The following is a 21,217-nucleotide window of genomic DNA, read 5'->3' as shown; positions in this document are numbered from 1 at the left end:
CATTCTTTGCCACTGACGACCATCACCAGACGCGCGCCCAACCCGAATCGAGACGGGACGGCGCCGCTCTCAGGGGGCCGCCGCTTAATGAGTGGACATCTTCGCGCGATCATCGCGCCCGCCGTCGCGTTTGCGCTTGCCGCCCTGACGGCGCCCGCCATCGCCCAGGAACAGCCCTACCCCCTCGATGGAGTGGATGTGGTGGGCGCGGCCCTGCGCACCGCCGATGCGCGCCCGGCGGATGCATCGTCGTCCCGCGGCGCCCCCAGCGCCCTGAACCCAGAGGACCGGCTCAGCTATACCGCCGCCTTTGACGCCCTGCGTCGTGGTCAGCTTGAAGAGGCGCGCGCGTCCGCCCGCAACGCCCGCGACCGCGTGCTGCTGGGTCAGGTCGAGTTCGAGCGCATGTTCCACCCGACCTACACCGCCAGCTATGATGAACTGGTAGGCTGGCTGAACGACTATCCGGACCTGGCGCCGGCCCAGCGGGTCTATACGCTGGCGCTGCGCCGCCGCCCCGACGGCGCAGCCGAGCCGCCGCGCCCGGCGGGCCTGGCCCGCACCTGGCACAGTCTGATCCCCTCCAGCGGCGGCGTGGATGATCCGCTGAAGGCCGCGCGAGTGGCCTATAACAACGGCGACCTTACCAACGCCTTCGAGACCGGCCAGCAGATCGGCGACTGGTGGGTGGTCGGCCTGGCCGCCTGGCGGTTGCAGAAGTTCGAGGACAGCTTCGGCGCCTTTGACCGCGTCGCCCATGATCCGACCGAGGACGCCTGGGTCCGCGCGGGGGCCGCCTTCTGGGCCGCGCGCGCCGCCGAGGCGCTGAACCGCCCGGCCAAGGCGACCGAATTGCTGGACTACGCCACGCGCTGGCCCGCCACCTTCTATGGCCAGATCGCGCTGGAGAAACTGGGCCGCCAACCGGTGATCGAGAGCGGCGGTCCCCGTCCCTATTCGCCCGGCGCCGCCGAGCCCGCGCTGCAACGCGCCGTCTATACGCCCCAGGACGAGGTCAGCGACGTCGGTTCGGATGAACTGGCCAGCTTTATCCAGAACGATCCGCGCGCGCGCCGCACCGTGGCCTTCTATGAGGTCGGACGGACGCCGGACGCCCAGACCGAACTGCGCGCCGGGCTGCGCACCGCCGCCGGGGACGCGCCGCGCCGCCTGTGGACCGCCCTGGCCCGGGCCATGTCGCCGGGCATGACGCGTGAGGCGCGCGACGCCAGCCGGATCGATGCGACCCTGTACCCCATGCCCGAACTGGCGCCCGACGGCGGCTTCGTCATCGAGAAGGCCATGGTCTATGCGATCGCGCGCAAGGAGACCGGCTTCAACGCCCGCGCGCGTTCCAGCGTCGGCGCCTATGGCATGATGCAGGTGATGCCGACCACCGCCGCCGAACTGGCGGGGGATTCCAGCTTCGCACGCCAGCCGGACCGCCTGTACGACCCCGGCACGAACCTGCGTCTGGGTCAGGCCTATGTGACCAAGATGCTGAACCTGCCTGCGTTTCAGGGCGACATGCTGCGCATGGCGTCATCGTACAACGCCGGGCCGGGGCCGATGATCAAGGCGATCCGCCAGTTGGGCATGGACGCCGACCCGCTGCTGCTGATCGAGACGATCGAGGTGCCGCAGGCGCGCGACTATGTCGAAAAGGTCGTGGCCGCCTACTGGATCTATCAGCGGATGATGGGCCGCCCCGTGAACACCCTGGCCGCCGTCGCATCGGGCGCGCGCGCCATTCCGATCGCGTTGGACTATGTGCCGCCTGCGCCCGCGCCGGTCGAGATCGCCGCCGTGGTCGAGAACGTCGGCGTCAGTCAGTAACCCCTAGATCAGGCTGGCCAGCATCAGGGCCGGCAGGCAGGCAACCACCAGAATGGCCACGCCATAGGTCAGAAGGCCGGGGTGCCGGGCCGAGGTCGCCTGTAACGGGGTCTGGGTGCTGAGGGTCATCACACGGTCCCAACGGGCGAAGGCCCGCGAATGATCCCCGTGTAACGTCGTTCTTGTTAAACCCGCGTTTGGTGACGCGGTTAACGGGTTCCTGCCAGCGCCTGCCGTTCCCATTCGCGGAAGTCGGGATGGGCCAGCAGGGTGTCGAGATAGGCCCGGGCCACGCCGTCGCTGTCGCCGTGAGCGTCAAGCGCTATTTGATAGTGGCGGACCCGCGCCGCCACCGGCGTGTAGAACGCGTCGGCGATCGACCATTCGCCGAACAGGAACGGCCCGGCCCCACCGAACCGCGCGCGCATCTGGCGCAGCAGGGCGACGATCCGGCCCAGATCGCGATCCAGCGCCGGATCGGACGGCGTTTCCGACCGTGTGTCGCCCACCATCATATGTCGCCCGCCCATGGTGCAGAAGGTACGCAAGGCGGTGAAGCCGGAATGCATCTCGGCCGTCACCGAGCGGGCCTGTGCGCGGGCGACGGGATCGGCCGGCCACAGCCGCGCCTGCGGATAATGTTCTGCTGCCCATTCGGCGATGGCCAGTGTGTCCCAGATCATCTCGCCGTCCACGCGCAGCAGCGGCACGAACCCGGACGGCGAAAGCGCGCGCAGTTCGGCGCGGTCGGCCTCGGTGTCGTAACGGCCGTGGCGAACAGTGAACGCCGCCCCCGTCGCCTTCATCACCAGCCAGCCCCGCAGCGACCAGGTCGAATAGATCTGGGGTCCGATCAGCAGTTCCATGGCGCGCGCTCCCTGTACGGCCCGATCAATGGCTGGAAGCCAGCTTCAGCACAACCAGGCCCGAAACGATCAATACGACGCCTGCAACGCGCAGCGGCGTCAGCGCCTCGCCCATCACCATCACGCCGACGATGAAGGCGCCGACCGCGCCGATTCCGGTCCAGATGGCGTAGGCCGTGCCCAGCGGCAGGGTCTTCATCGCCATCGACAGCAGGCCGAAGCTGACGATCATGAAGCCGATGGCGCCGACGGTCGCCCACGGCTTTGAAAACCCGTCCGAGGCCTTTATCAGAAAGGCCCAGACGATCTCGAACAGGCCGGCGAGAAGAAGGAAAATCCAGGCCATGACAGTCTCCCTTGCATGGCGAGCCGGGTCGTCCCGGCGGTCATGCCCACGAAGGGGAGAGGTCGTCCTCTGAACCGGCTATGTGGGACAGGACGAGCGCAAGTCAACGGCGAACCTTGACTCGTAAGCCCCCGCGACCGACACGACCGGCCCATGATCACGCGATATACCCGCCCCGAAGCCGTCGCCATCTGGTCGCAAGAGACCAAGTACAGGATCTGGTTCGAGATCGAGGCCCACGCCGCCACCAAGATGGCCGAGCTGGGTGTGATCCCCAGGGAATCAGCCGACGCCATCTGGGCCAAGGGCAAGGACGTCACCTTCGACGCCGACCGCATCGACGAGATCGAGCGCACCACCAAGCACGACGTCATCGCCTTCCTGACCCATGTGTCGGAAATCGTCGGCGAGGAAGCCCGGTTCCTGCACCAGGGCATGACGTCGTCCGACGTGCTGGACACCTGTTTCGCGGTGCAACTGGCGCGCTCGACCGACCTGCTGCTGGGCGGCGTCGATCGCGTCCTGGCCGCGCTGGAAGTCCGCGCCAAGGAGCACAAATACACCCCGACCGTGGGCCGCTCGCATGGCATCCACGCCGAGCCGGTGACTTTCGGCCTGAAGCTGGCCGGCTATCACGCCGAGTTCCAGCGCGCCAGGCGTCGCCTGGTCACCGCCCGCGAAGAGATCGCCACCTGCGCCATTTCGGGCGCCGTGGGCACCTTCGCCAACGTCGATCCCGCCGTTGAGCAATATGTGGCCGACAAGATGGGTCTGGCCGTCGAGCCCGTCTCCACCCAGGTCATTCCGCGCGATCGGCACGCCGCCTATTTCGCCGCCCTGGGCGTCGTCGCCAGTTCGGTGGAGCGCCTGGCCGTCGAGATCCGCCACCTGCAGCGCACCGAGGTGCTGGAGGCCGAGGAGTTCTTCGACAAGGGTCAGAAGGGCTCGTCGGCCATGCCGCACAAGCGCAACCCGATCCTGACCGAGAACCTGACAGGTCTGGCGCGCCTGGTCCGGTCGGCCGTGACGCCCGCGATGGAGAACGTCGCCCTGTGGCACGAGCGGGACATCAGCCATTCGTCGGTCGAGCGCGGCATCGGTCCGGACGCGACCATCCATCTGGACTTCGCCCTGCATCGTCTGGCGGGCGTGGTCGAACGGCTGAACGTCTATCCCGAGAATATGCAGAAGAACATCGACCGCCTGGGCGGTCTGGTTCACTCGCAACGGGTCATGCTGGCCCTGACGCAGGCGGGCGTATCGCGTGAAGACGCCTATGCCGCGGTTCAGGAGAACGCCATGAAGGTCTGGCGGGGCGAAGGGGCCTTCCTCGACTTCCTGAAAGCCGACGCCCGCGTCACCCTGCCCCATGACCAGCTCGAGGCCCTGTTCGACCTCGGCTACCACACCAAGAACGTCGACGTGGTGTTCAAGCGGGTCTTCGGCGAGGGCTGATGCTCAGGCGGGCCTTCGATCCGGTCGTTGATGCGAACACGCGGCTGCTGATCCTCGGCAGCCTGCCGGGCGAGGCGTCGCTGGCAGCGGGGCAGTATTACGCCCATCCCCGAAACGCCTTCTGGCGGCTGATGTCCGCGCTTCTGGAGCAGGCCGACTTGCATGAACGCCCCTATGAGGCGCGGCTGGCTACCCTGCGTGCGCGGGGCGTAGGCTTGTGGGACACGGTGGCCGAGGCCGAGCGGATCGGCAGTTTGGACAGCGCCATCCGCCTGCCGACCCATGCCGATCTGCCCGGCCTGATGGCGGCGCTGCCGAACCTGCGGGCCGTGGCGTTCAATGGGGGCAAGGCGGCGAAACTGGGCGAGCGGATCCTGGCCCCCGCGAACAGCGCGGCGGCCCGATTGACCCTGCCCTCTTCCAGCCCGGCCATGGCCCGGCCGCTGGCGTGGAAGGCGGAGCAGTGGGCGGTGCTGAAGCCGTTTCTGGCGGACGCCTGACAACACGGATTCTCACGGGTCGCGCCGGAAAATTTGAACGTCGGCGCATCCTTTCGGGGGTCTCGTCCGTAGTGCCTGCGATCGCCGCGGCAAGCGGCAGCTCAGGAGAGACGCCCATGAAGATCACCCGCACAGCCACGCTGGCCACCGTATCGGCCGCCGCCCTGCTGACCTTGACCGCCTGTGGCGACAACAACGCGAACAAGGAGACGATGCCGGCCGAACCGGCGCCCCCGGTCGCCACCACTCCGATGACCACCGAGACCATGGTCGGCGGCGCAGCCATGAATCCGGCCGACAACATCGTCACCAACGCCTCCAAGGCGTCGAACCTGACCACGCTGGTCAGCGCGGTCCAGGCCGCCGGTCTGGCCCAGACGCTGCAGGGCACGGGCCCGTTCACCGTCTTCGCGCCGGACAACGCCGCCTTCGAAAAGATCCCGGCGGCGACGCGCGAGGGTCTGATGCAGCCGGCCCAGAAGGCCGACCTGACCAAGATCCTGACCTATCATGTGGTGCCAGGACGCCTGACCGCCGCCGATCTGGCCGCCCAGGCTACGGCCAACGGCGGCACGGCGACCCTGACCACGGTTCAGGGCGAGAAACTGATGGTCAAGGACGCCGGCGGCGGCCGCTGGCAGATCACCGACGCCAAGGGCGGTATGTCCACCATCACCCAGGCCGACGTCGCCCAGTCGAACGGCGTGGTCCATGTGATCGACACGGTCCTGATGCCGAAGTAACGCCAGACCGGAATTGGAAAGGGCCGCGCCTGTCGCCAGGCGCGGCCCTTTTTCATGCACGAAGAGCAATCAGCCCTGGGCGCGAATCTCGTCGCGGGCCACCGAGCCCAGTTCGTCCATCTTGGAGCGAATCTCGCCCTCGGAAACCGTAAGACCCGAACCCTTGAAGTCGCCGGCGACCTTGCGGAAGACGTCTTCTTCGCCCGGCTGTTCGAAATCGGCGCGGACCACGGCCTTGGCGTATTCCTCGGCGCTTTCGGGGGACAGGCCCATCTTCTCGGCCGCCCACAGGCCCAGCATCTTGTTGCGCCGGGCGACGGCCTTGAATTCCTGTTCCTGATCGAGGGCGAACTTGGCCTCATAGGCCTTTTCGCGATCGTCGAAGGTCGTCATACGCGTCGTAAGCTCCTGCCGCGAACCGAGGGCTCGCCGTCATTCGCCGTCTATAAGCCTCTGCGGGCGGAAGGCAACCGAGCGACTTTGAGTAGAGACGGGTCCGCGACGGTTTGTCTCCCGGCTCGCCTTCGGTTAAGGAGGCGCGACGAAATCCTCCCGCCACGTCTGACGCAGGATCGCGCCGCCCGGAATACCCTCTGGCCGCGCCGATTTCTGTTTCCGGCGCCGCGACCCGGTCAGGGAACGAGCATGAACACCAAGCGCAAGAAGCTCTACGAGGGCAAGGCCAAGATCCTGTACGAGGGTCCGGAGCCCGGCACCCTGATCCAGTATTTCAAGGACGACGCCACCGCGTTCAACGCGCAGAAGAAGGCCGTGCTGGAAGGCAAGGGCGTCATCAACAACCGTATCAGCGAATTCGTCATGTCTCGCCTGAATGGCATCGGCGTGACCAACCACTTCATCAAGCGGCTGAACCTGCGCGAGCAGCTGATCCGCGAGGTCGAGATCATTCCGCTGGAGGTGGTGTGCCGCAACATCGTCGCCGGCTCGCTGGCCACGCGCCTGGGCCAGGAAGAGGGCACGCCCCTGCCCCGCTCGATCATCGAATTCTACTACAAGAAGGATGAGCTCAACGACCCGATGGTCACCGAAGAGCACATCACGGCCTTCAACTGGGCCAGCACTCAGGAGCTGGACGACATCCTGGCCATGACGGTGCGGGTGAACGACTATCTGTCGGGCATGTTCGGCGCGGTCGGCATCACCCTGGTGGACTTCAAGATCGAGTTCGGCCGGGTGTGGGAAAACGACTTCGCCCGCGTGATCCTGGCGGACGAGATCAGCCCCGACTCGTGCCGCCTGTGGGACACCGCGACTGGTGAGAAGCTGGACAAGGACCGTTTCCGCCGCGACATGGGCGACGTGATCGAAAGCTATACCGAGGTGGCCCGCCGTCTCGGCATCATGAAGGACATGCCGACCGTGATTCAGGGGGGACTGCACTGATGGCCAAGGTCAAGGTTCATGTCTTCCTGAAGCCCGGCGTGCTGGACGTTCAGGGCAAGGCCGTCGAAGGCGCCCTGCAGGGCCTGGGCTGGGCCGGTGTCGCCAACGCCCGTGTCGGCAAGCTGATCGAGTTCGACCTCGACGGCGCCGCCGACCCCGCCGCCGAGGCCAGGAAGATGTGCGAGCAGCTGCTGGCCAACACGGTCATCGAAAGCTACCGGATCGAAGTGGCGTGAAGCGGATAGCCAGGGTTGCGTTCGGATTTCTGATCGCCCTGGTCTGTATGGTTCTGGCCATTCTCGGCGCTCTGTTGGTCCTCGGGATGACTTGGGGGAAGCCCTCATCTCAGGAGGAACGGATCGCCAATCCATCGGGCGATTTGACCGCCATCGCCCGCGCTGAAGCCGGTGGAGGCGCCGCAGGTTGGACATCCGAGACTGTCTTCGTCGAACTGGCTGACGGCAGACGCGCGCAAGTGACACCGGCAGGCGCGGGTGAGCATGTGCGCTTCATGCAATGGCTGGACAACCACACGATCATTGTCTGCTCTGTTCGCGCCGGACCTTCATCGCGATACGCCCTGGCGCTGCCTGACAACCAACAGCTCACCGTCGTCAATGACTGCACAGATAATCCCGTGTCAGCGGGACCGCCGTCTGGGTCTTCGTGAGCTGGAGTTGGAAGACCATGTGGCCCAGGTCGCGGAAAGCGACCTCGCTGCAGGCCAGGTAGAACTCCCACATACGGCAGAACCGCTCGTCGTACATGGCCAGCGCCTCTTCGCGGCGGGCCAGGAACCGTTCGCGCCAGTGCCGCAGCGTCTCGGCGTAGTGCAGGCGCAGGATCTCCATGTCCGTCACCCACAGGCCCGCACGTTCGATGGCGGGCAGCACCTCGGACAGAGCCGGGATATAGCCGCCGGGGAAGATGTATTTGCGCACCCACGGCTGGGTCCGGTTGGGCGGATCCTTGCGGCCGATGGAATGGATCACCGCCACGCCGTCGTCGGCCAGCAGCCGGGCGACAGTGGCGAAATATTCGTCGTAGTTCGGGGCGCCGACATGCTCGAACATCCCCACCGAAACGATGCGGTCGAAGCTCTGGTCCAGGTCGCGATAGTCGGTCAGGCGGAAATCCGCCCGGTCCGACACGCCCGCCGCCGCCGCCCGCGCATTCGCGGTCCGGTGCTGTTCGGTCGACAGGGTCACCCCGGTGACGCGGGCCCCACGATCGACCAGCGACAGGCCCAGCCCGCCCCAGCCGCAGCCGATATCCAGTGCGGTCTGGCCGGGCGAGAGCAGCAGTTTGTCGATGATGCGGCGTTTCTTGGCCGCCTGGGCCTGTTCCAGCGTGGCGTCCGGCGTCTCGAACACGGCGCAGGAGTACTGCAGGTCCTCGTCCAGAAACAGCCGATAGAAATCGACCGTCAGGTCATAGTGATGATGCACATTCTCACGCGCATGCAGGCGGTCATTGGCCTGCTCTGCGCTGCGACGCAGCCGCTGCAACAGGCCCAGTCGCGACGCGCGCGGTCGTAGCGCCATCTGTGAACTGGTCAGTTGCAGGAAGTCGTAGATGTCACCGCCTTCGACCCGGAAGGTCCCGTCCATATAGGCCTCACCCAGCCCCAGGGCGGGGTCGGCGGCGATGGCCAGGGCGGCCTTGGCGTCGGTGATGACGACAGTCAGTTCCGGCTCGCCCGGCCCGGCCCGCAGCTCATGCCCTCCCGGCAAACAAACGCGGATCGCCCGCGTCCGGAACATCCGGTCGATAACGGATTGCAGCATGCCGCCCTCCACCCTTGTCATCACCCCGCAAGGGCGACCAAGCTTAGCTAGGCATCGTTTACCGGTGCGCAACGACCCGTGTCGCCGTCCGTTCCGGTGACCATGACCGACAACTCCGGAGATCCGCCCATGAGCTTCACCGTCACCTCGAACGACATCCGCGACGGCGCCACCCTGCCCGACGCCCAGGTGAAGGCGCTGGGGAACACCTCGCCGCACCTGTCGTGGTCCGGCGCGCCGGACGGGACCAGGAGCTATGCCGTCACCTGTTACGACCCCGACGCGCCAACGGGATCGGGCTTCTGGCACTGGACGGTGGCCAATATCCCGGCCGATGTCACCGAACTGGCGACCGGCGCCGGCGCCGTGGGCGGCGCGAACCTGCCCCTGGGCGCGGTTCAAGGCCGAACCGACTATGGCGAAACGGGTTTCGGGGGCGCCGCGCCGCCGCCGGGACACGGGCCGCACCGCTATGTCTTCACTGTCTTTGCGGTGGATGTGGAGCGGCTGGACGTGGGGCCGGACAATTCGGGTGCGGTCTTCGGCTTCAACCTGCATTTCCACACGCTGGCCAAGGCGACGCTGACGGCGACCTACGAAAACAAGAGTTGATCACGGCCGCGGTTGAAGCGCGGGGCCGTCGCTCTATTTTGCATCGCAGCGAAATAATGCTGCATTTGCGAAAGGGCCGAGATGGCTCCCACCGACGCCCCCTGCATCGACGCGGCCGGTCTGGACCGCCCCACGGCCGCCCCGGCCAGGGTGGCGCTGGTGCTGCTGGCCCTGGCCATGGGCGGCTTCGCCATCGGCGTGACCGAGTTCGCGGCTATGAGCGTGCTGCCCGACTTCGCCGCCGGACTGGGCGTCGATGAGCCAACGGCGGGCCATGTCATCAGCGCCTATGCCGCCGGCGTGGTGGTGGGGGCGCCGATTCTGGCGGTGTTGGGCGCGCGCCTGCCTCGCTGGACGCTGCTGATCGGGTTCATGGCGCTGTTCGCCATAGGCAACGCCCTGTCGGCGCTGGCGCCGACCTATGGCTGGATGCTGGTGTTCCGGTTCCTGAGCGGCGTGCCGCACGGGGCCTATTTCGGGGTGGCGGCCCTGGTGGCGGCGTCGCTGGTTCCGCTGCGGCTTAGAACCCGGGCCGTTTCGACCATCCTGCTGGGCCTGACCATCGCCACGGTGATCGGCGTGCCGGTGGCGACGGCGGTCAGCCACGCCTTTGGCTGGCGCTGGACGTTCGCCATCGTCAGCGTGCTGGCGGTCCTGACGATGGCGCTGGTCGCCCTGTTCGCGCCGCGCGACCCGGCGCATCCGGACGCCAGCCCCCTGCGTGAGCTGGGCGCGCTGAAGCGCGGGCAGGTGTGGCTGACGCTGGGCGTGGGCGCGGTGGGCTTCGGCGGCATGTTCGCGGTCTATGCCTATCTGGCCTCGACCCTGATGGCGGTGACCGGCGTGGGTCCCGAGGTTCTGCCCTGGGTCTTCGCCGTGTTCGGCGTCGGCATGACGGCAGGCAATCTGATCGGCGCCTGGGCGGCCGATCGGTACGGGATGAAGGCGGCGGGCGGCCTGTTGTTGTGGAGCGCGGGGGCGTTGGCGCTCTATCCCTTCGCCGCGCCGCACCTGTGGGCGATGATGGTGGTGGTGCTGCTGATCGGCTGTGGCGGCGGTCTGGGCTCGATCCTGCAGACGCGGCTGATGGATGTGGCGGGCGACGCCCAGACGCTGGCGGCCGCGCTGAACCATTCGGCCTTTAACACCGCCAACGCCATCGGCCCGCTGCTGGGCGGCATGGCCGTGGCGGCGGGTTGGGGCTGGACCTCGACCGGCTGGGTTGGGGTCGGACTGACGCTGGGCGGGTTCGCGATCTGGGTGGTGGCGTACATCACCGGTCGGCGCCTTCAGACGGCGTCCTGACATCGCCGCCGAAGGGTGCTAGGAGGCCCGGCCATGAGCGCAGCCGTCATCGTCTTCCCCGGTTCCAACTGTGATCGCGACTGCAAGGTCGCCGTCGAACGCTCCACCGGCGAGCGGGTCGAAATGGTCTGGCATGCCGAGACCGAACTGCCCAAGGGACTGGACCTGATCGTCCTGCCGGGCGGCTTCTCCTACGGCGACTATCTGCGCTGCGGAGCCATGGCGGCCCAGGCCCCGATCATGCAGGCGGTCAAAAAGGCGGCGGACGACGGCGTGGCCGTGGTCGGCATCTGTAACGGCTTCCAGATCCTGTGCGAGGCCGGAATGCTGCCGGGGGCCCTGCTGCGCAACGCGGGGCTGAAATACGTCTGCAAGCCGATCAGTCTGACGGTCGCCAATGGCCAGACGCGCTTCACCTCGGGCTATCAGGGCCAGCGCGAGGTCGTCATGACCCAGGGCAATGGCGACGGGAACTATTTCGCCGACGCCGAGACACTGGCCCGCATCGAGGGCGAGGGCCAGGTGGTGTTCCGCTACGTCGACAACCCCAACGGCTCGGTCGCCGACATCGCCGGCCTGCAGAACGCCCGTGGCAACGTCCTGGGCATGATGCCCCACCCGGACCGCGCCTTCGAGGCCGAGTTGGGCTCGGCCGACGGCGCAGTGCTGTTCCAGAGCGTCTACGCGGCAGCTTGATCCGCACTCATCAGAACTTCCGATCCAGCACGCTGGCGCTGCGGCCCAGTTCGTCGACTTCCAGATCGTCTTCGGACTCGCCTTCCGCGTTTTCGCCTCGCTCCAGCGTGCCCTGGTCGCCGGACTCGCCGATAGAGGCCAACTCGCGGGCGCCGACGCCCAGACCCTGTTCCAGCGCGTGCTGGGTTTCGATCTCGGCGTCTTCGAGAGCGGCGGGGGCGGGCGGCGCTTCGTCGGATTGTTTCGGGTCGGCCATGGTCAGCTCCTGATCTATGGGGTGTGCTGTCCCAAGCGGTGAGGCCCGCGGTCGGTTCCGGATGAACCAATCGTCGCTCCCGCGCGTAAAGCTGGCGAAGCTGCGCCGGAGACATCCCCATGCCCTCGATCGAACGCCCCACCGCCAGTCAGATGACACGGCGAATGATCGTGCTGGGGGCCGCCGCCTTTGCGGTGATCGTGCCGATGGTCCAGTCGCTGGCCGATATGGGCCTGAGTCAGGCCGAGTTCGCGGCCGACGGGAACCAGACGCTGCGGGTGGCGGGCTACGCCTTTTCCATCTGGGGGCTGATCTATCTGGGCCTGCTGGCCTATGCCGTGCGTCAGGCCCTGCCACAAACGGGCGAGAGCGCCTTTCTGAACCGGTTCGGCTGGCCGTCCGTCGTGACCTTTATCGGCATCGGTCTGTGGATCGTGGCGGCGTCGATGAATCTGAAGGCGGCCAGCGTCATCATCATCTTCGCCTCGCTGATCGCCCTGCTGGCGCCGCTTCTGGCCTGGTCAGGAACGATCAGGGCGCTGGGATCGACCGAGCGGGACCGGTGGCTGGGAGCGTGGCCGCTGGCGGCGCTGGCCGGGTGGCTGACCATCGCCTCGCCACTGAACCTGATCACTGTGGCGACGGCCTATGACGCCCTGCCCGCCGCCCTGTCCCCCACGGGATGGGCCATCGCGGCCATCGTCGTGGTGACGCTGGTGGCGATCGCCGTGACCGCGCGCCTGCGGTTGATGGCCTATCCCCTGCCAATCGCCTGGGGCCTGATCGGCGCCTTCGTGGCCGAGCAGGAGCGGAACCCCACGCTGGGTTTCATCGCCCTGGGCGCGGCGCTGTTGATCGTGGTGGCGGCAGTGATCCTGGTGTTTCGCCTGAAGCGCGGCGTCGAGCGCGACCCCGCGTCACGCCGCTAGGCCAGCTCCCGCACCTCGGCCAGTGCGCGATCCAGATCGTCGGCGTTGTTGCGGATGCTGGGCGTCAGCCGGATCAAAGGCCGCGCATAGGGCGCCAGCGAGGCCATGATACGCCGTGACCGCAGCCGGTCCACGGCCGCCGAGGGCGTGACGCCCGCCACCTCGAACGACACGATGCCCGCCGACAGGTCGGCCAGCTGGGGCGTATGAACTGTGACGCCGCGCATGTTGCGCAGTTCGGTCTTCAGCTGACCCGCCAATTCGGCCGTGCGTGCGGCGACAGCGGCGCGGCCGACGCGGTCGTGGATTTCGAACGCCTGGGGCAGAGCCCACAGATGCTCAAAAGCCTTGAAGCCGCCGGGGGTCATCAGGCTGCCGGTCGTGCGGCTGGCGGGCGACCCGCTGATCCAGCCGGAATAGGCGCCGGAATCCAGGAAGCTGGGGATGGTCGGATCGACGGCGGCCCAGCCGGCGGCGGTCCCGGCGATCATGCCCGTACCACGCGGCCCAAACAGCCATTTGTGGCACCCGCTCATCAGGAAGTCGCAGCCCAGTTCGGCCATGCCCGCGTCCTGATTGCCGAACCCGTGCACGCCATCCAGGCAGAAGATGATGCGTCGCGAGGCCGGGCGGTCGGCGTTCACGGCCTTCAGGCGTTCGGCGATGCGGCCGGCGGGGATCTTGAGCCCCGTCGACGACTGCACCCAGGTCAGGCCCAGCACCTTGGTCTCGGGTCGGATGGCGCCGATGACGCGATCGACCATCTGGTCCATGTCCGCGTTGCGCGCCGGGCCATCGTGGATCGAAATCTTGCGCACCGTGGCGCCGCGCTTGGCGGCTGTGTGGCGGGCGGCCTCGTGGGTGACGTAGTAGTCCTGCGTCACCGTCAGGATTTCGTCGCCCGGCTGCAGCTTCAGCCCGTTGTAAACCAGCGCGACGGCCGAGGTCGTGCTGTCGGTCAGGGCGATGTCGTTGCGGCTGCAGCCCAGATAGCGGGCCAGGGCCGACCGGCCGGCGTTCTGCAAGTCGCGATTGTCCTTCAACGCCACCACAGGCTGGCGGTCCAGGGCGCGGCGGTGCCGGTCGACCGCCTCGCGCACCGCACGGGGGTGCGAGGCCAGCAGCATGGCGCTGAGATCGACATAGGTGGGGTCCAGGTCGAACTCGGCCCGCACCCACGACCAGACGTCGTCCGACACCGCAGGCGCTGGCGGGGAGGCAGGCGAGACCGCAGACGCCACCTGTCCACGTGGCCGTGGAGCTAACGAATAATAGGGAACCTGGGCCTTCGCGGCGCCCGCCGCCAGTCCTGCGGACGCGCCCACCAGGGCGCCCCGCAGCAATGCACGTCTATCCATGTTCGCCCCCGGGGAAGGAAGGGCGACGCTACTAGTCGACTAAAGTCACGCCGTGGGAAGCCTGCGACCAGCTATCGACGGATCAACCGCCGGGCGAGTTCTTTGCGGCCCGGGATTCGCTGCTCTCGCTATCCCCCACGTCGAAGGCGCCGGGGTCGTCGAAATCGACGCTGCCGACGCCGACGGCCGAGCCTGTCAGGCGCTGGCGGCGGCTTTCCATGGCCACCTCGGCCGCCGCCTCGTCCATCTCGGCCGTGACCGCAGGGTCGTTGGAGCGGTCCATCTGCTGGTGATCGGGGGTGATCTTGCTCACGATTTCGTCTCCATTTCGTCGCTCGACTGGCCATGAGCGGCCTGTTTCTGGGCGCGTTCGGCCATGGCCGAGGCCCCGGCGTCGTCGGCGGCGATCTCGGGCGCATCCTCGTCTTCGGGGGTGGCGGCGGGGTCGATGGGCTGGTCGGTCATGACGGAGGCTCCGGTTTGTCGCTGATTCAATCGCCTTCAGAACCCGCTTGTTCCGTGCCCGGGCTGACAGACGGCCCGTGTCCGGCTAGAAGCCCCGGCCATGAGCGCTCCGCAAAAGACCACCGCTGAACTGGCCGCTGAATACGGTCTGGCTCCGAACGAGTATCAGGTCCTGCTGGACCGGCTGGGCCGCGAGCCCAACCATGTCGAGCTGGGCGTCTTCTCGGTGATGTGGTCGGAGCACTGCTCCTACAAATCGTCCAAGAAGCAGCTGATGAAATTCCCGGTCACGGGACCGCGCGTCATCTGCGGCCCGGGCGAGAACGCCGGGGTCATCGACATCGACGACGGCGACGCCTGCATCTTCAAGATGGAGAGCCACAACCACCCCTCGTATATCGAGCCCTATCAGGGCGCGGCGACGGGCGTCGGCGGCATCATGCGCGACGTCTTCACCATGGGCGCCCGCCCGGTGGCCCTGCTGAACGCCTTGCGCTTTGGCGAACCCGGCCACGAGAAGACCCGGCGCCTGGTCAAAGGGGTGGTCAGCGGCATCGGCGGCTATGGCAACTGCGTCGGTGTGCCGACGGTCGCGGGCGAGACCAATTTCCACAAGGGCTACAACGGCAACATCCTGGTCAACGCCATGTGCGTGGGCGTGGCTCGCGCCGACGAGATCTATTATTCCGCCGCGCCGGAAGCAGGCCACGACGTGGTCTATTTCGGTTCCAAGACCGGCCGTGACGGCATCCACGGCGCCACCATGTCCTCGACCGAGTTCGACGACGAGTCGGAATCGAAGCGCCCGACCGTCCAGGTCGGTGATCCCTTCGCCGAGAAGCTGCTGATCGAGGCCACGCTGGAGCTGATGGCCTCGGGCGCCGTCGCCGCCATTCAGGACATGGGTGCGGCGGGTCTGACCTCTTCGTCCGTGGAGATGGCGGGCAAGGGCGGCGTCGGCGTCGAGCTGGACCTCAACAAGGTGCCCCAGCGCGAAGAGGGCATGACCGCCTATGAGATGATGCTGTCGGAAAGCCAGGAGCGGATGCTGGCGGTCCTGAAGCCGGGCTTCGAGGACGTCGGCTATCGCATCTTCCAGAAGTGGGGCCTGGACTTCGCCATCATCGGCAAGACCACCGACTCCGGCCATCTGGTGCTGAAGCATCACGGCGAGGTGGTCTGCGACGTGCCGCTGGCCCCGCTGTTCGATGACGCGCCCCTGTATGACCGCCCCTGGGTCCAGCCCGAACTTCAGCCGCGCCTGGAGCCGTCCGAGGTTCCGGCCCCGGAAAGCTGGAATGACGCGGTGATCAAGGTCATCACCTGCCCCGACATGGCGTCCAAGCGCTGGATCTGGGAACAGTACGACCGCCACGTCATGGCCGACACCCTGCAGGACTCCTCGACCGGCGCCGACGCCGGCGTGGTCCGCGTCCACGGCACGGACAAGGGTCTGGCCGTCACCAGCGACTGCACTCCGCGCTATGTTCAGGCTGATCCCTATGAGGGCGGCAAGCAGGCCGTGGCCGAGGCGTGGCGCAACCTGACCGCCGTCGGCTCGCGTCCCATCGCCATCACCGACAACCTGAATTTCGGCAACCCGCAGCGGCCCGAGATCATGGGCCAGATCGTGCGCGCCACCGACGGCATGGCCGAGGCCTGCCGCGAGCTGGACTTCCCCGTCGTGAGCGGCAACGTCAGCCTGTATAACGAGACCAACGGCGTCGCCATTCCGCCGACCCCGACGGTCGGGGCGGTCGGCCTGCTCACCAACTACGATGTCGTCACGGGCTTCGGCGGAGTGGCAGAGGGCGATACCCTGGTGCTGATCGGCCAGACGAACGGCGAGCTGGGGGCGTCCATCTATCTGCGCGAGGTGCTGGGCCGCGAAGACGGCGCGCCGCCGCCGGTGGACCTGAAGCTGGAACGCAAGACCGGCGACTTCGTGCGCGGTCTGATCGAGTCGGGCGATCTGACGGTCGTGCACGACCTGTCGGACGGCGGTCTGATCGGCGCAGCGGCGGACATCGCCCTGGCCTCGGACATCGGCATCGAACTGAACGCCTCCAGCGCCGCCCACGCCCACGCCTTCCTGTTCGGCGAGGATCAGGCCCGCTATCTGGTCGCCGTGTCGGACGCCGAGGCGCTGTTGGCGCAGGCCCGGGAAGCCGGCCTGCACGCCTCGGTCGTCGGCATGGCCAAGGGTGCGGACTTCGCCTCCAGCGGACCGAAGGGCGAGCTGTTCCGCATCCCCTTGGCCCACATCCGCGAATGGCACGAAGGCTGGATGCCGAATTGGATCGAAGGCCGGGCGTGACGCGTCGAGCCCTAACCGTCCTGCCGGCTATCATGCTTGTGGTCGCCTGCGACGGTGGCGGAGATCCGGTACAGCAGGCCCTGCGCGACGCCTCGGCCCAGCGGCATGCCGCCGCGGTCGTGGACGGTCAGGTGTCCGGGCCGCCGGCGCTGATCGATCACACCGCCATGGATCACGGCGCCGCGCAGACGAAGGCGCCGACCGCCGGCGACCGGGCCTTCGCCGCTTCCGAGGCCGAGATGCATCGGCTGATGGCCGCTGCTTCCGGCGAGACCATCGATCAGGCCTATATCGCAAAGATGATCGCCCACCACGAAGGCGCTGTGGCGATGGCCGAGGTCGCCCTGGGCGGCAGTCGCGACCCGAAAATTCGTCGCATGGCCCAGGCGGTGATTGACGCCCAGACCCGCGAGATCGCCGAAATGAGGGCGTGGAGCCCCGCTTCGCGCGAATAGGGGCCACGCACTTCATCGCAAGAACGTCGCAGCAAGCGCCGTTTCCGCAGATAGCTCATTAACGAGCAGCTTCCTCCACCCTACGCAGGAAGCCGCGTGAAGACCGCCATTGTCATGCCGCCCGGCAGCCGTTTCTGCGAAACCCGGCCCAATTCCATGGAAACCGTCGTCCGGACACTGGCCACCGCCAGTCAACGGGGAGGCGAGGTCAGGGTCTTCTGTTGTGAAGGCGCAGAGGCGCACGGCGAGTTGCCGGTCCAGACCCTCCCTCATGGAAGAAAGATAAGGCTGGAGGCACTGAATCTGGCTTTGGCCGCCTACCGACCGGACCTGATCGAAGTCCACCAGCAGGCGATCCAGGCCACATGGATCGCGGCCCGAAACCCACGCGCGGCCACCATCCTGTATCGCCACAATGCGCTCAAGACCTCGGATAACCCTATCCATCGCTGGCGCTACCGGGCGCGTTACCAGAAGGTCGCCGGCGTGGTGTTCGTCAGCGAATCCGAACGCCGACTCTTCCTGAAAGACTTTCCCGGACTCGACCACCACGCCCATGCGGTTCCCAATCCGATCAACGCTGAGCTGTGGCGCGGCGATGTGGAGGATCGCGACAAGCTCATAGCCTTTGCCGGCCGCGCCATGCCGGAGAAGGGCGTCGATCTCTTATGTGCGGCCCTGCCTGACGTGCTGGACCGCCATCCGGAATGGCACGCGGTGTTGATGCTGAACGATTGGGAATATCACGACTACTGGGCCCAACAGCATGTCGCGCCTCTGGAACGCTACGGGGACCGCGTCCAGATCTTGCGGTCCGCGCCCTTGGGTCAGGTGCGCGACGTCATCAAGCGGGCGGCCATCGCCCTGACGCCCTCGACTTGGGCCGAGCCGTTGGGCTTGACGGCTCTCGAAGCCCATGCGGCGGGCGCGGCGCTGATCAGTTCAGGACGCGGCGGCCTGCGCGAGGCCAGCGGCTCCCACGCCCTCTATGTCGAGGATCTGACAGCGCCCAATCTGACAACCGCCATGGAACGGTTGATCAACAATCCGGAGGAGCGGCTGGCGTTGGCCCGCGGCGCCCAGGCCTATGTCTTCGAGACTCACGTCCCTGGTCCTCGCGCCGCCCAGTTGGACGCGCTACGCGCCCAACTGGTGCATGCCAAGCGAGTCGCTCAGGCCGGCGGCAGGTAGTCGGTCGCCTCAACCAGCCGGAAGCCCGGCGTCGTCTCGACGAAATGGCGCAGCCAGTAGGCGTGGCCGGCGCCGAACATCAGCACGATCCGATCACCCGGTTTGGCCACCTGCATCAGCTTGGCGAAGATCATGGCGTTTCGCGTGTACCAGCGACCGTTCAGCTCGGCCCCAGGCAGGACATCGCCGCCGCCGAACTGCAGGAAACGGTAGTAGTGCGATCCGTTCCAGCGGGCCATTTCCGGCGTGTTCATGGCCGCCAGTAGCTGGCCCACCGATTTGGTGCGCTGCTCGGCTTCACGGTCCCGCAGGAAGGCCTGGACCTCGCCGTTCATGGCCTGAAGCACGTCCGCCTTGCCGTTGGCGTTCGCCCAAGCGACCAGATCGCCATAGGGGAAATAGCTGGACTGGCCCTCGCGATCCTTTTCGTCCACTGCATAGACGCGCTCCACGTTCGCCAGATCAGCCAGACGATGGCCCAGTTGGACCCGCTCGTCGGCGTTGGTGGTCAGGGTTGCGGGATCATAGGCCGGCCAACCGGCGTCCAGCATGGTCGAGGGATCGGGTGCGACGCGCTCGATGGCGATGGCCGTCGGCTGGAACCGGGCCAAGGCCTGCGCCGCCTCCACCATCTGGGCCTGTTTCTCGGGCGTCGTGACCGGATCGATGCGGGCGTTGTTCACGTCCCGCCCCGGATTGTTCATGTGGTAGACGCCCAGCACCATCACCTCGATCGGCGCCGGAGCAGGCGGTGTCGCAGCGGGCGCCTGGGCGAAGGCAGTGGCGGGCAGCAGCAAGACGGCCGCCGCGGCTAGGATTCTGAACATAGGTCATCCCCGGTTGAGTTTCGGGGAGTCAGAGACCGCCGTCACGCGAAACGGATGCGTCTCGCAACATTAAGTTTAAGACAGGCCGTCAGTCGACCTGCGGGATCGCCTGGCTGAGACGCCCGCCGACGCGGATCGGTTCGACGCGGGTGGCCAGGCCGGTGCGGTCGTCGGTTTCGACAAAAACGCCGCAGATCGTGGCCGGGCCGTGGGCCGGGGAATAGCGGCCGCCGGACAGGCGGGTGGTGAAGCGCCGCAAGGGCTCTTCCTTCTCGTTGCCGATGACGCTGTCATAGTCGCAGCAGCCGCCGGCGTCGGTCTGATAGGCGGTGCCGCCGGGCAGGATCTGGCAATCGGCGGTCGGGACGTGGGTATGGGTGCCGACCACCAGCGACGCGCGGCCGTCGCAGAAATGGCCCATGGCCATCTTCTCGCTGGTCGCCTCTGCGTGGACATCGACAATGATCGCGTCAGCGGCCATGCCCATAGGGCAGGCGGCCAGTTCCTTTTCGACCGCGCTGAACGGATCGTCCATCGGATCCATGTGGATGCGGCCCAGGACGTTCATGACCAGAACGGTGCGGCCTGAGGGGGTCTCGAACAGATTGGCCCCGGCGCCCGGCGCATCCATCAGGCGCGGATAGTTCAGCGGCCGGATCAGTCGCGGTTCGCGCACGATATAGGTCAGGGCCTCGCGCTGGTCCCAGCTGTGGTTGCCCAGCGTCAGGCAATCGGCGCCGGCCATGAACAGTTCGTTGGCCGTGTGTTCGGTGATACCGAAACCGCCCGCGGCGTTCTCGGCGTTGATCACGACGAAATCGAGTTTCAGGTCGCGCTTCAGCCCCGGCAGATGGTCCGAAAGCCCATCACGCCCGCTCTTGCCGACCACATCACCGAAGAAAGCCAATCTCATGGGACGGCTCTATAGCCGGTCTCGGTCAGAACGCCATGCAGGCGGACGTCATGCGGTTCCAGCGGCAGCGGCTCGATATGCTGTCCGGCATAGGCGAAACCGATACGCAGGGCGTCCGGCATCGCCGCGAAGGTACGGTCGTAATAGCCGCCCCCCTGCCCCAGTCGCCCCCCATCGGTGTCGAAGGCCAGCAGTGGTGTCAGGATCAGATCGGGCGTGACCGTCTCGGCAAGCGGCAGGGGCGCGGGGCAGCCGGCGGCGTCCAGCTCCAGCGGCTCGCCCGGCGCCCAGGCGCGAAACAGCATGGCGGCGTCCCGCTCAATCACCACCGGCAGGCACAGGCGGCGCCCGGCGCGATGCAAGGCGATGGCCAAGGCGTCAGTGTCGAGTTCAGATCCCATGGCGCGATACAGGGCGACCGCGTCGGCGGATGGCAGGGTGCCGGCATGCGACGCCGCACGTTCGGCCGCATCGGGATCAACCTCGGCCAGTCGTTTGCGCAGGGCCCGCATCGTCGAGCGCTGTTCGTGTTTGGAGGTCATGGGAGGTTCATATCAGACGGAAAGCGTTGCGCCGCCCCCTCCGTCTCGTCGCCTGCGGAGGCGATCCAAGCCCGCGCTCAAGCAGCGAGGCTCCGCGAGCCGAGCGATAGCGCACTCAAAGGAAAGAAGGGTTGGCGGCGCCGCAAGAACCGTGGAGGACTGTTCAATCCTCTCGACCTGGGTAGCCAGGTGGGCTCCGTGTGCCCGGGCCCTCGAGCCCAAACAGGGACAGATCCCTTCGAGTGAATTAAGGTCGCGAGGATAAGTCGCCTCCGACGAGAGCCGCAGCAGGACCCGCCGCCGGACAAGATAGGCGGTCGCGGCCGGTTCAACAATGGAGCCGGCTCAAATGGTGTGGGCGATCTTTTCGATACGCGCAGCGACGGCGTTCAGCGCCTCGGCCACGCCCTCGGC

General features: G+C 67.1%; 26 protein-coding genes and 1 other RNA gene. 14 read left to right on the top strand and 13 right to left on the bottom strand.

Annotated elements, in window-relative coordinates; translation table 11 throughout:
* The first annotated feature begins 87 nt into the window (after positions 1-87).
* Complete coding sequence (locus EON91_RS04395) at positions 88-1,836, top strand: lytic transglycosylase domain-containing protein (RefSeq protein WP_292091872.1); 1,749 nt, start codon at positions 88-90, stop codon at positions 1,834-1,836.
* A gap of 3 nt (positions 1,837-1,839) precedes the next feature.
* Here the strand turns inward: EON91_RS04395 and EON91_RS04390 are convergent, their stop codons facing one another.
* From EON91_RS04390 to EON91_RS04380, 3 genes are all read right to left on the bottom strand, one after another.
* Complete coding sequence (locus tag EON91_RS04390; protein WP_292091870.1) at positions 1,840-1,965, bottom strand: hypothetical protein; 126 nt, start codon at positions 1,963-1,965, stop codon at positions 1,840-1,842.
* Positions 1,966-2,045: 80 nt separating this feature from the next.
* Entirely contained in the window at positions 2,046-2,702 is a 657-nt protein-coding gene (locus EON91_RS04385) for a glutathione S-transferase (protein WP_292091869.1), read from the bottom strand.
* A gap of 25 nt (positions 2,703-2,727) precedes the next feature.
* Entirely contained in the window at positions 2,728-3,048 is a 321-nt protein-coding gene (locus EON91_RS04380) for a multidrug efflux SMR transporter (protein ID WP_292091868.1), read from the bottom strand.
* A 153-nt stretch (positions 3,049-3,201) separates the two neighbouring features.
* Here EON91_RS04380 and purB point away from each other — a divergent pair, with 153 nt between their 5' ends.
* The 3 genes from purB (at position 3,202) to EON91_RS04365 (ending at position 5,746) form a co-directional block, all read left to right on the top strand.
* Positions 3,202-4,503: an adenylosuccinate lyase gene (gene purB / locus EON91_RS04375; RefSeq protein WP_292091867.1), complete on the top strand. Its 1,302-nt coding sequence runs from the start codon at positions 3,202-3,204 to the stop codon at positions 4,501-4,503.
* The gene (locus EON91_RS04370; RefSeq protein WP_292091866.1) at positions 4,503-5,003 is read left to right on the top strand and encodes a DNA-deoxyinosine glycosylase; all 501 of its coding nucleotides are present in this window, start codon (positions 4,503-4,505) and stop codon (positions 5,001-5,003) included. Before purB ends, EON91_RS04370 begins: the two co-directional genes overlap by 1 nt.
* Positions 5,004-5,119: 116 nt before the next feature.
* Positions 5,120-5,746, top strand: coding sequence for a fasciclin domain-containing protein (locus EON91_RS04365; RefSeq protein WP_292091865.1), 627 nt, complete (start codon positions 5,120-5,122; stop codon positions 5,744-5,746).
* Between the two features lie 69 nt (positions 5,747-5,815).
* On the opposite strand, the gene EON91_RS04360 is transcribed toward EON91_RS04365, so the two are convergent.
* Positions 5,816-6,139 carry a DUF1476 domain-containing protein gene (locus EON91_RS04360; protein WP_292091864.1) on the bottom strand — a complete coding sequence of 108 codons (324 nt, stop codon included), beginning with the start codon at positions 6,137-6,139 and terminating at the stop codon, positions 5,816-5,818.
* Positions 6,140-6,391: 252 nt separating this feature from the next.
* On the opposite strand from EON91_RS04360, the gene purC reads away from it, so the two are divergent.
* The 3 genes from purC to EON91_RS04345 are packed head-to-tail and all read left to right on the top strand — an operon-like array spanning position 6,392 to position 7,820.
* On the top strand, positions 6,392-7,150 hold the full coding sequence (gene purC, locus EON91_RS04355) for a phosphoribosylaminoimidazolesuccinocarboxamide synthase (RefSeq protein WP_292091863.1): 759 nt from the start codon (positions 6,392-6,394) through the stop codon (positions 7,148-7,150).
* A complete protein-coding gene (purS, locus tag EON91_RS04350; RefSeq protein WP_292091862.1) occupies positions 7,150-7,386 on the top strand; it encodes a phosphoribosylformylglycinamidine synthase subunit PurS in 237 nt (78 codons plus the stop codon). Before purC ends, purS begins: the two co-directional genes overlap by 1 nt.
* Entirely contained in the window at positions 7,383-7,820 is a 438-nt protein-coding gene (locus tag EON91_RS04345; protein WP_292091861.1) for a hypothetical protein, read from the top strand. Before purS ends, EON91_RS04345 begins: the two co-directional genes overlap by 4 nt.
* Here EON91_RS04345 and EON91_RS04340 read toward each other — a convergent pair.
* Positions 7,765-8,937 (bottom strand): cyclopropane-fatty-acyl-phospholipid synthase family protein, encoded by a 1,173-nt coding sequence (locus EON91_RS04340; RefSeq protein WP_292091860.1) that lies wholly within the window; start codon positions 8,935-8,937, stop codon positions 7,765-7,767. The two genes, EON91_RS04345 and EON91_RS04340, sit on opposite strands and share 56 nt — an antisense overlap.
* A gap of 129 nt (positions 8,938-9,066) precedes the next feature.
* Here EON91_RS04340 and EON91_RS04335 point away from each other — a divergent pair, with 129 nt between their 5' ends.
* From EON91_RS04335 to purQ, 3 genes are all read left to right on the top strand, one after another.
* Positions 9,067-9,549, top strand: a complete 483-nt coding sequence (locus EON91_RS04335) for a YbhB/YbcL family Raf kinase inhibitor-like protein (RefSeq protein WP_292091858.1) — start codon at positions 9,067-9,069, stop codon at positions 9,547-9,549.
* 81 nt (positions 9,550-9,630) lie between these two features.
* Positions 9,631-10,854, top strand: a complete 1,224-nt coding sequence (locus tag EON91_RS04330) for an MFS transporter (RefSeq protein ID WP_292091857.1) — start codon at positions 9,631-9,633, stop codon at positions 10,852-10,854.
* Positions 10,855-10,887: 33 nt separating this feature from the next.
* Positions 10,888-11,550, top strand: coding sequence for a phosphoribosylformylglycinamidine synthase subunit PurQ (gene purQ, locus EON91_RS04325; RefSeq protein WP_292091856.1), 663 nt, complete (start codon positions 10,888-10,890; stop codon positions 11,548-11,550).
* A 10-nt stretch (positions 11,551-11,560) separates the two neighbouring features.
* Here purQ and EON91_RS04320 read toward each other — a convergent pair whose 3' ends face one another.
* Complete coding sequence (locus EON91_RS04320) at positions 11,561-11,806, bottom strand: hypothetical protein (protein ID WP_292091855.1); 246 nt, start codon at positions 11,804-11,806, stop codon at positions 11,561-11,563.
* A 119-nt stretch (positions 11,807-11,925) separates the two neighbouring features.
* Here EON91_RS04320 and EON91_RS04315 point away from each other — a divergent pair, with 119 nt between their 5' ends.
* On the top strand, positions 11,926-12,735 hold the full coding sequence (locus tag EON91_RS04315; protein WP_292091853.1) for a hypothetical protein: 810 nt from the start codon (positions 11,926-11,928) through the stop codon (positions 12,733-12,735).
* Here the strand turns inward: EON91_RS04315 and EON91_RS04310 are convergent.
* The 3 genes from EON91_RS04310 to EON91_RS04300 form a co-directional block, all read right to left on the bottom strand.
* On the bottom strand, positions 12,732-14,093 hold the full coding sequence (locus tag EON91_RS04310; protein WP_292091851.1) for an aminotransferase class V-fold PLP-dependent enzyme: 1,362 nt from the start codon (positions 14,091-14,093) through the stop codon (positions 12,732-12,734). The two genes, EON91_RS04315 and EON91_RS04310, sit on opposite strands and share 4 nt — an antisense overlap.
* Before the next feature lie 82 nt (positions 14,094-14,175).
* Positions 14,176-14,406 carry a Tat pathway signal protein gene (locus tag EON91_RS04305; RefSeq protein WP_292091850.1) on the bottom strand — a complete coding sequence of 77 codons (231 nt, stop codon included), beginning with the start codon at positions 14,404-14,406 and terminating at the stop codon, positions 14,176-14,178.
* Positions 14,403-14,558 carry a hypothetical protein gene (locus EON91_RS04300; protein ID WP_292091848.1) on the bottom strand — a complete coding sequence of 52 codons (156 nt, stop codon included), beginning with the start codon at positions 14,556-14,558 and terminating at the stop codon, positions 14,403-14,405. Before EON91_RS04300 ends, EON91_RS04305 begins: the two co-directional genes overlap by 4 nt.
* Before the next feature lie 100 nt (positions 14,559-14,658).
* Between EON91_RS04300 and purL the strand changes: the two genes are divergently transcribed.
* From purL to EON91_RS04285, 3 genes are all read left to right on the top strand, one after another.
* Positions 14,659-16,875 (top strand): phosphoribosylformylglycinamidine synthase subunit PurL, encoded by a 2,217-nt coding sequence (purL, locus tag EON91_RS04295; protein WP_292091845.1) that lies wholly within the window; start codon positions 14,659-14,661, stop codon positions 16,873-16,875.
* Positions 16,872-17,330 (top strand): DUF305 domain-containing protein, encoded by a 459-nt coding sequence (locus tag EON91_RS04290; RefSeq protein ID WP_292091843.1) that lies wholly within the window; start codon positions 16,872-16,874, stop codon positions 17,328-17,330. The genes purL and EON91_RS04290 overlap by 4 nt, the downstream gene beginning before the upstream one ends.
* Positions 17,331-17,426: 96 nt before the next feature.
* Entirely contained in the window at positions 17,427-18,521 is a 1,095-nt protein-coding gene (locus tag EON91_RS04285) for a glycosyltransferase family 4 protein (RefSeq protein WP_292091842.1), read from the top strand.
* Here EON91_RS04285 and EON91_RS04280 read toward each other — a convergent pair.
* From EON91_RS04280 to ssrS, 4 genes are all read right to left on the bottom strand, one after another.
* Positions 18,503-19,348: a DUF5694 domain-containing protein gene (locus tag EON91_RS04280; RefSeq protein WP_292091841.1), complete on the bottom strand. Its 846-nt coding sequence runs from the start codon at positions 19,346-19,348 to the stop codon at positions 18,503-18,505. The genes EON91_RS04285 and EON91_RS04280 overlap by 19 nt on opposite strands.
* Positions 19,349-19,436: 88 nt before the next feature.
* A complete protein-coding gene (locus tag EON91_RS04275; RefSeq protein ID WP_292091840.1) occupies positions 19,437-20,261 on the bottom strand; it encodes a TIGR00282 family metallophosphoesterase in 825 nt (274 codons plus the stop codon).
* Positions 20,258-20,803, bottom strand: coding sequence for a 5-formyltetrahydrofolate cyclo-ligase (locus EON91_RS04270; RefSeq protein WP_292091838.1), 546 nt, complete (start codon positions 20,801-20,803; stop codon positions 20,258-20,260). The genes EON91_RS04275 and EON91_RS04270 overlap by 4 nt, the downstream gene beginning before the upstream one ends.
* 133 nt (positions 20,804-20,936) lie before the next feature.
* A non-coding RNA gene (gene ssrS / locus EON91_RS04265) (6S RNA) lies at positions 20,937-21,097 on the bottom strand.
* Between the last annotated feature and the right edge of the window lie 120 nt (positions 21,098-21,217).

The organism is Brevundimonas sp. (assembly GCF_004210735.1).
In the GTDB taxonomy this organism is placed as follows: domain Bacteria; phylum Pseudomonadota; class Alphaproteobacteria; order Caulobacterales; family Caulobacteraceae; genus Brevundimonas.
Note: the sequence above shows the minus strand (reverse complement) of the source record. Positions and strands in the feature narration are given on the sequence as shown.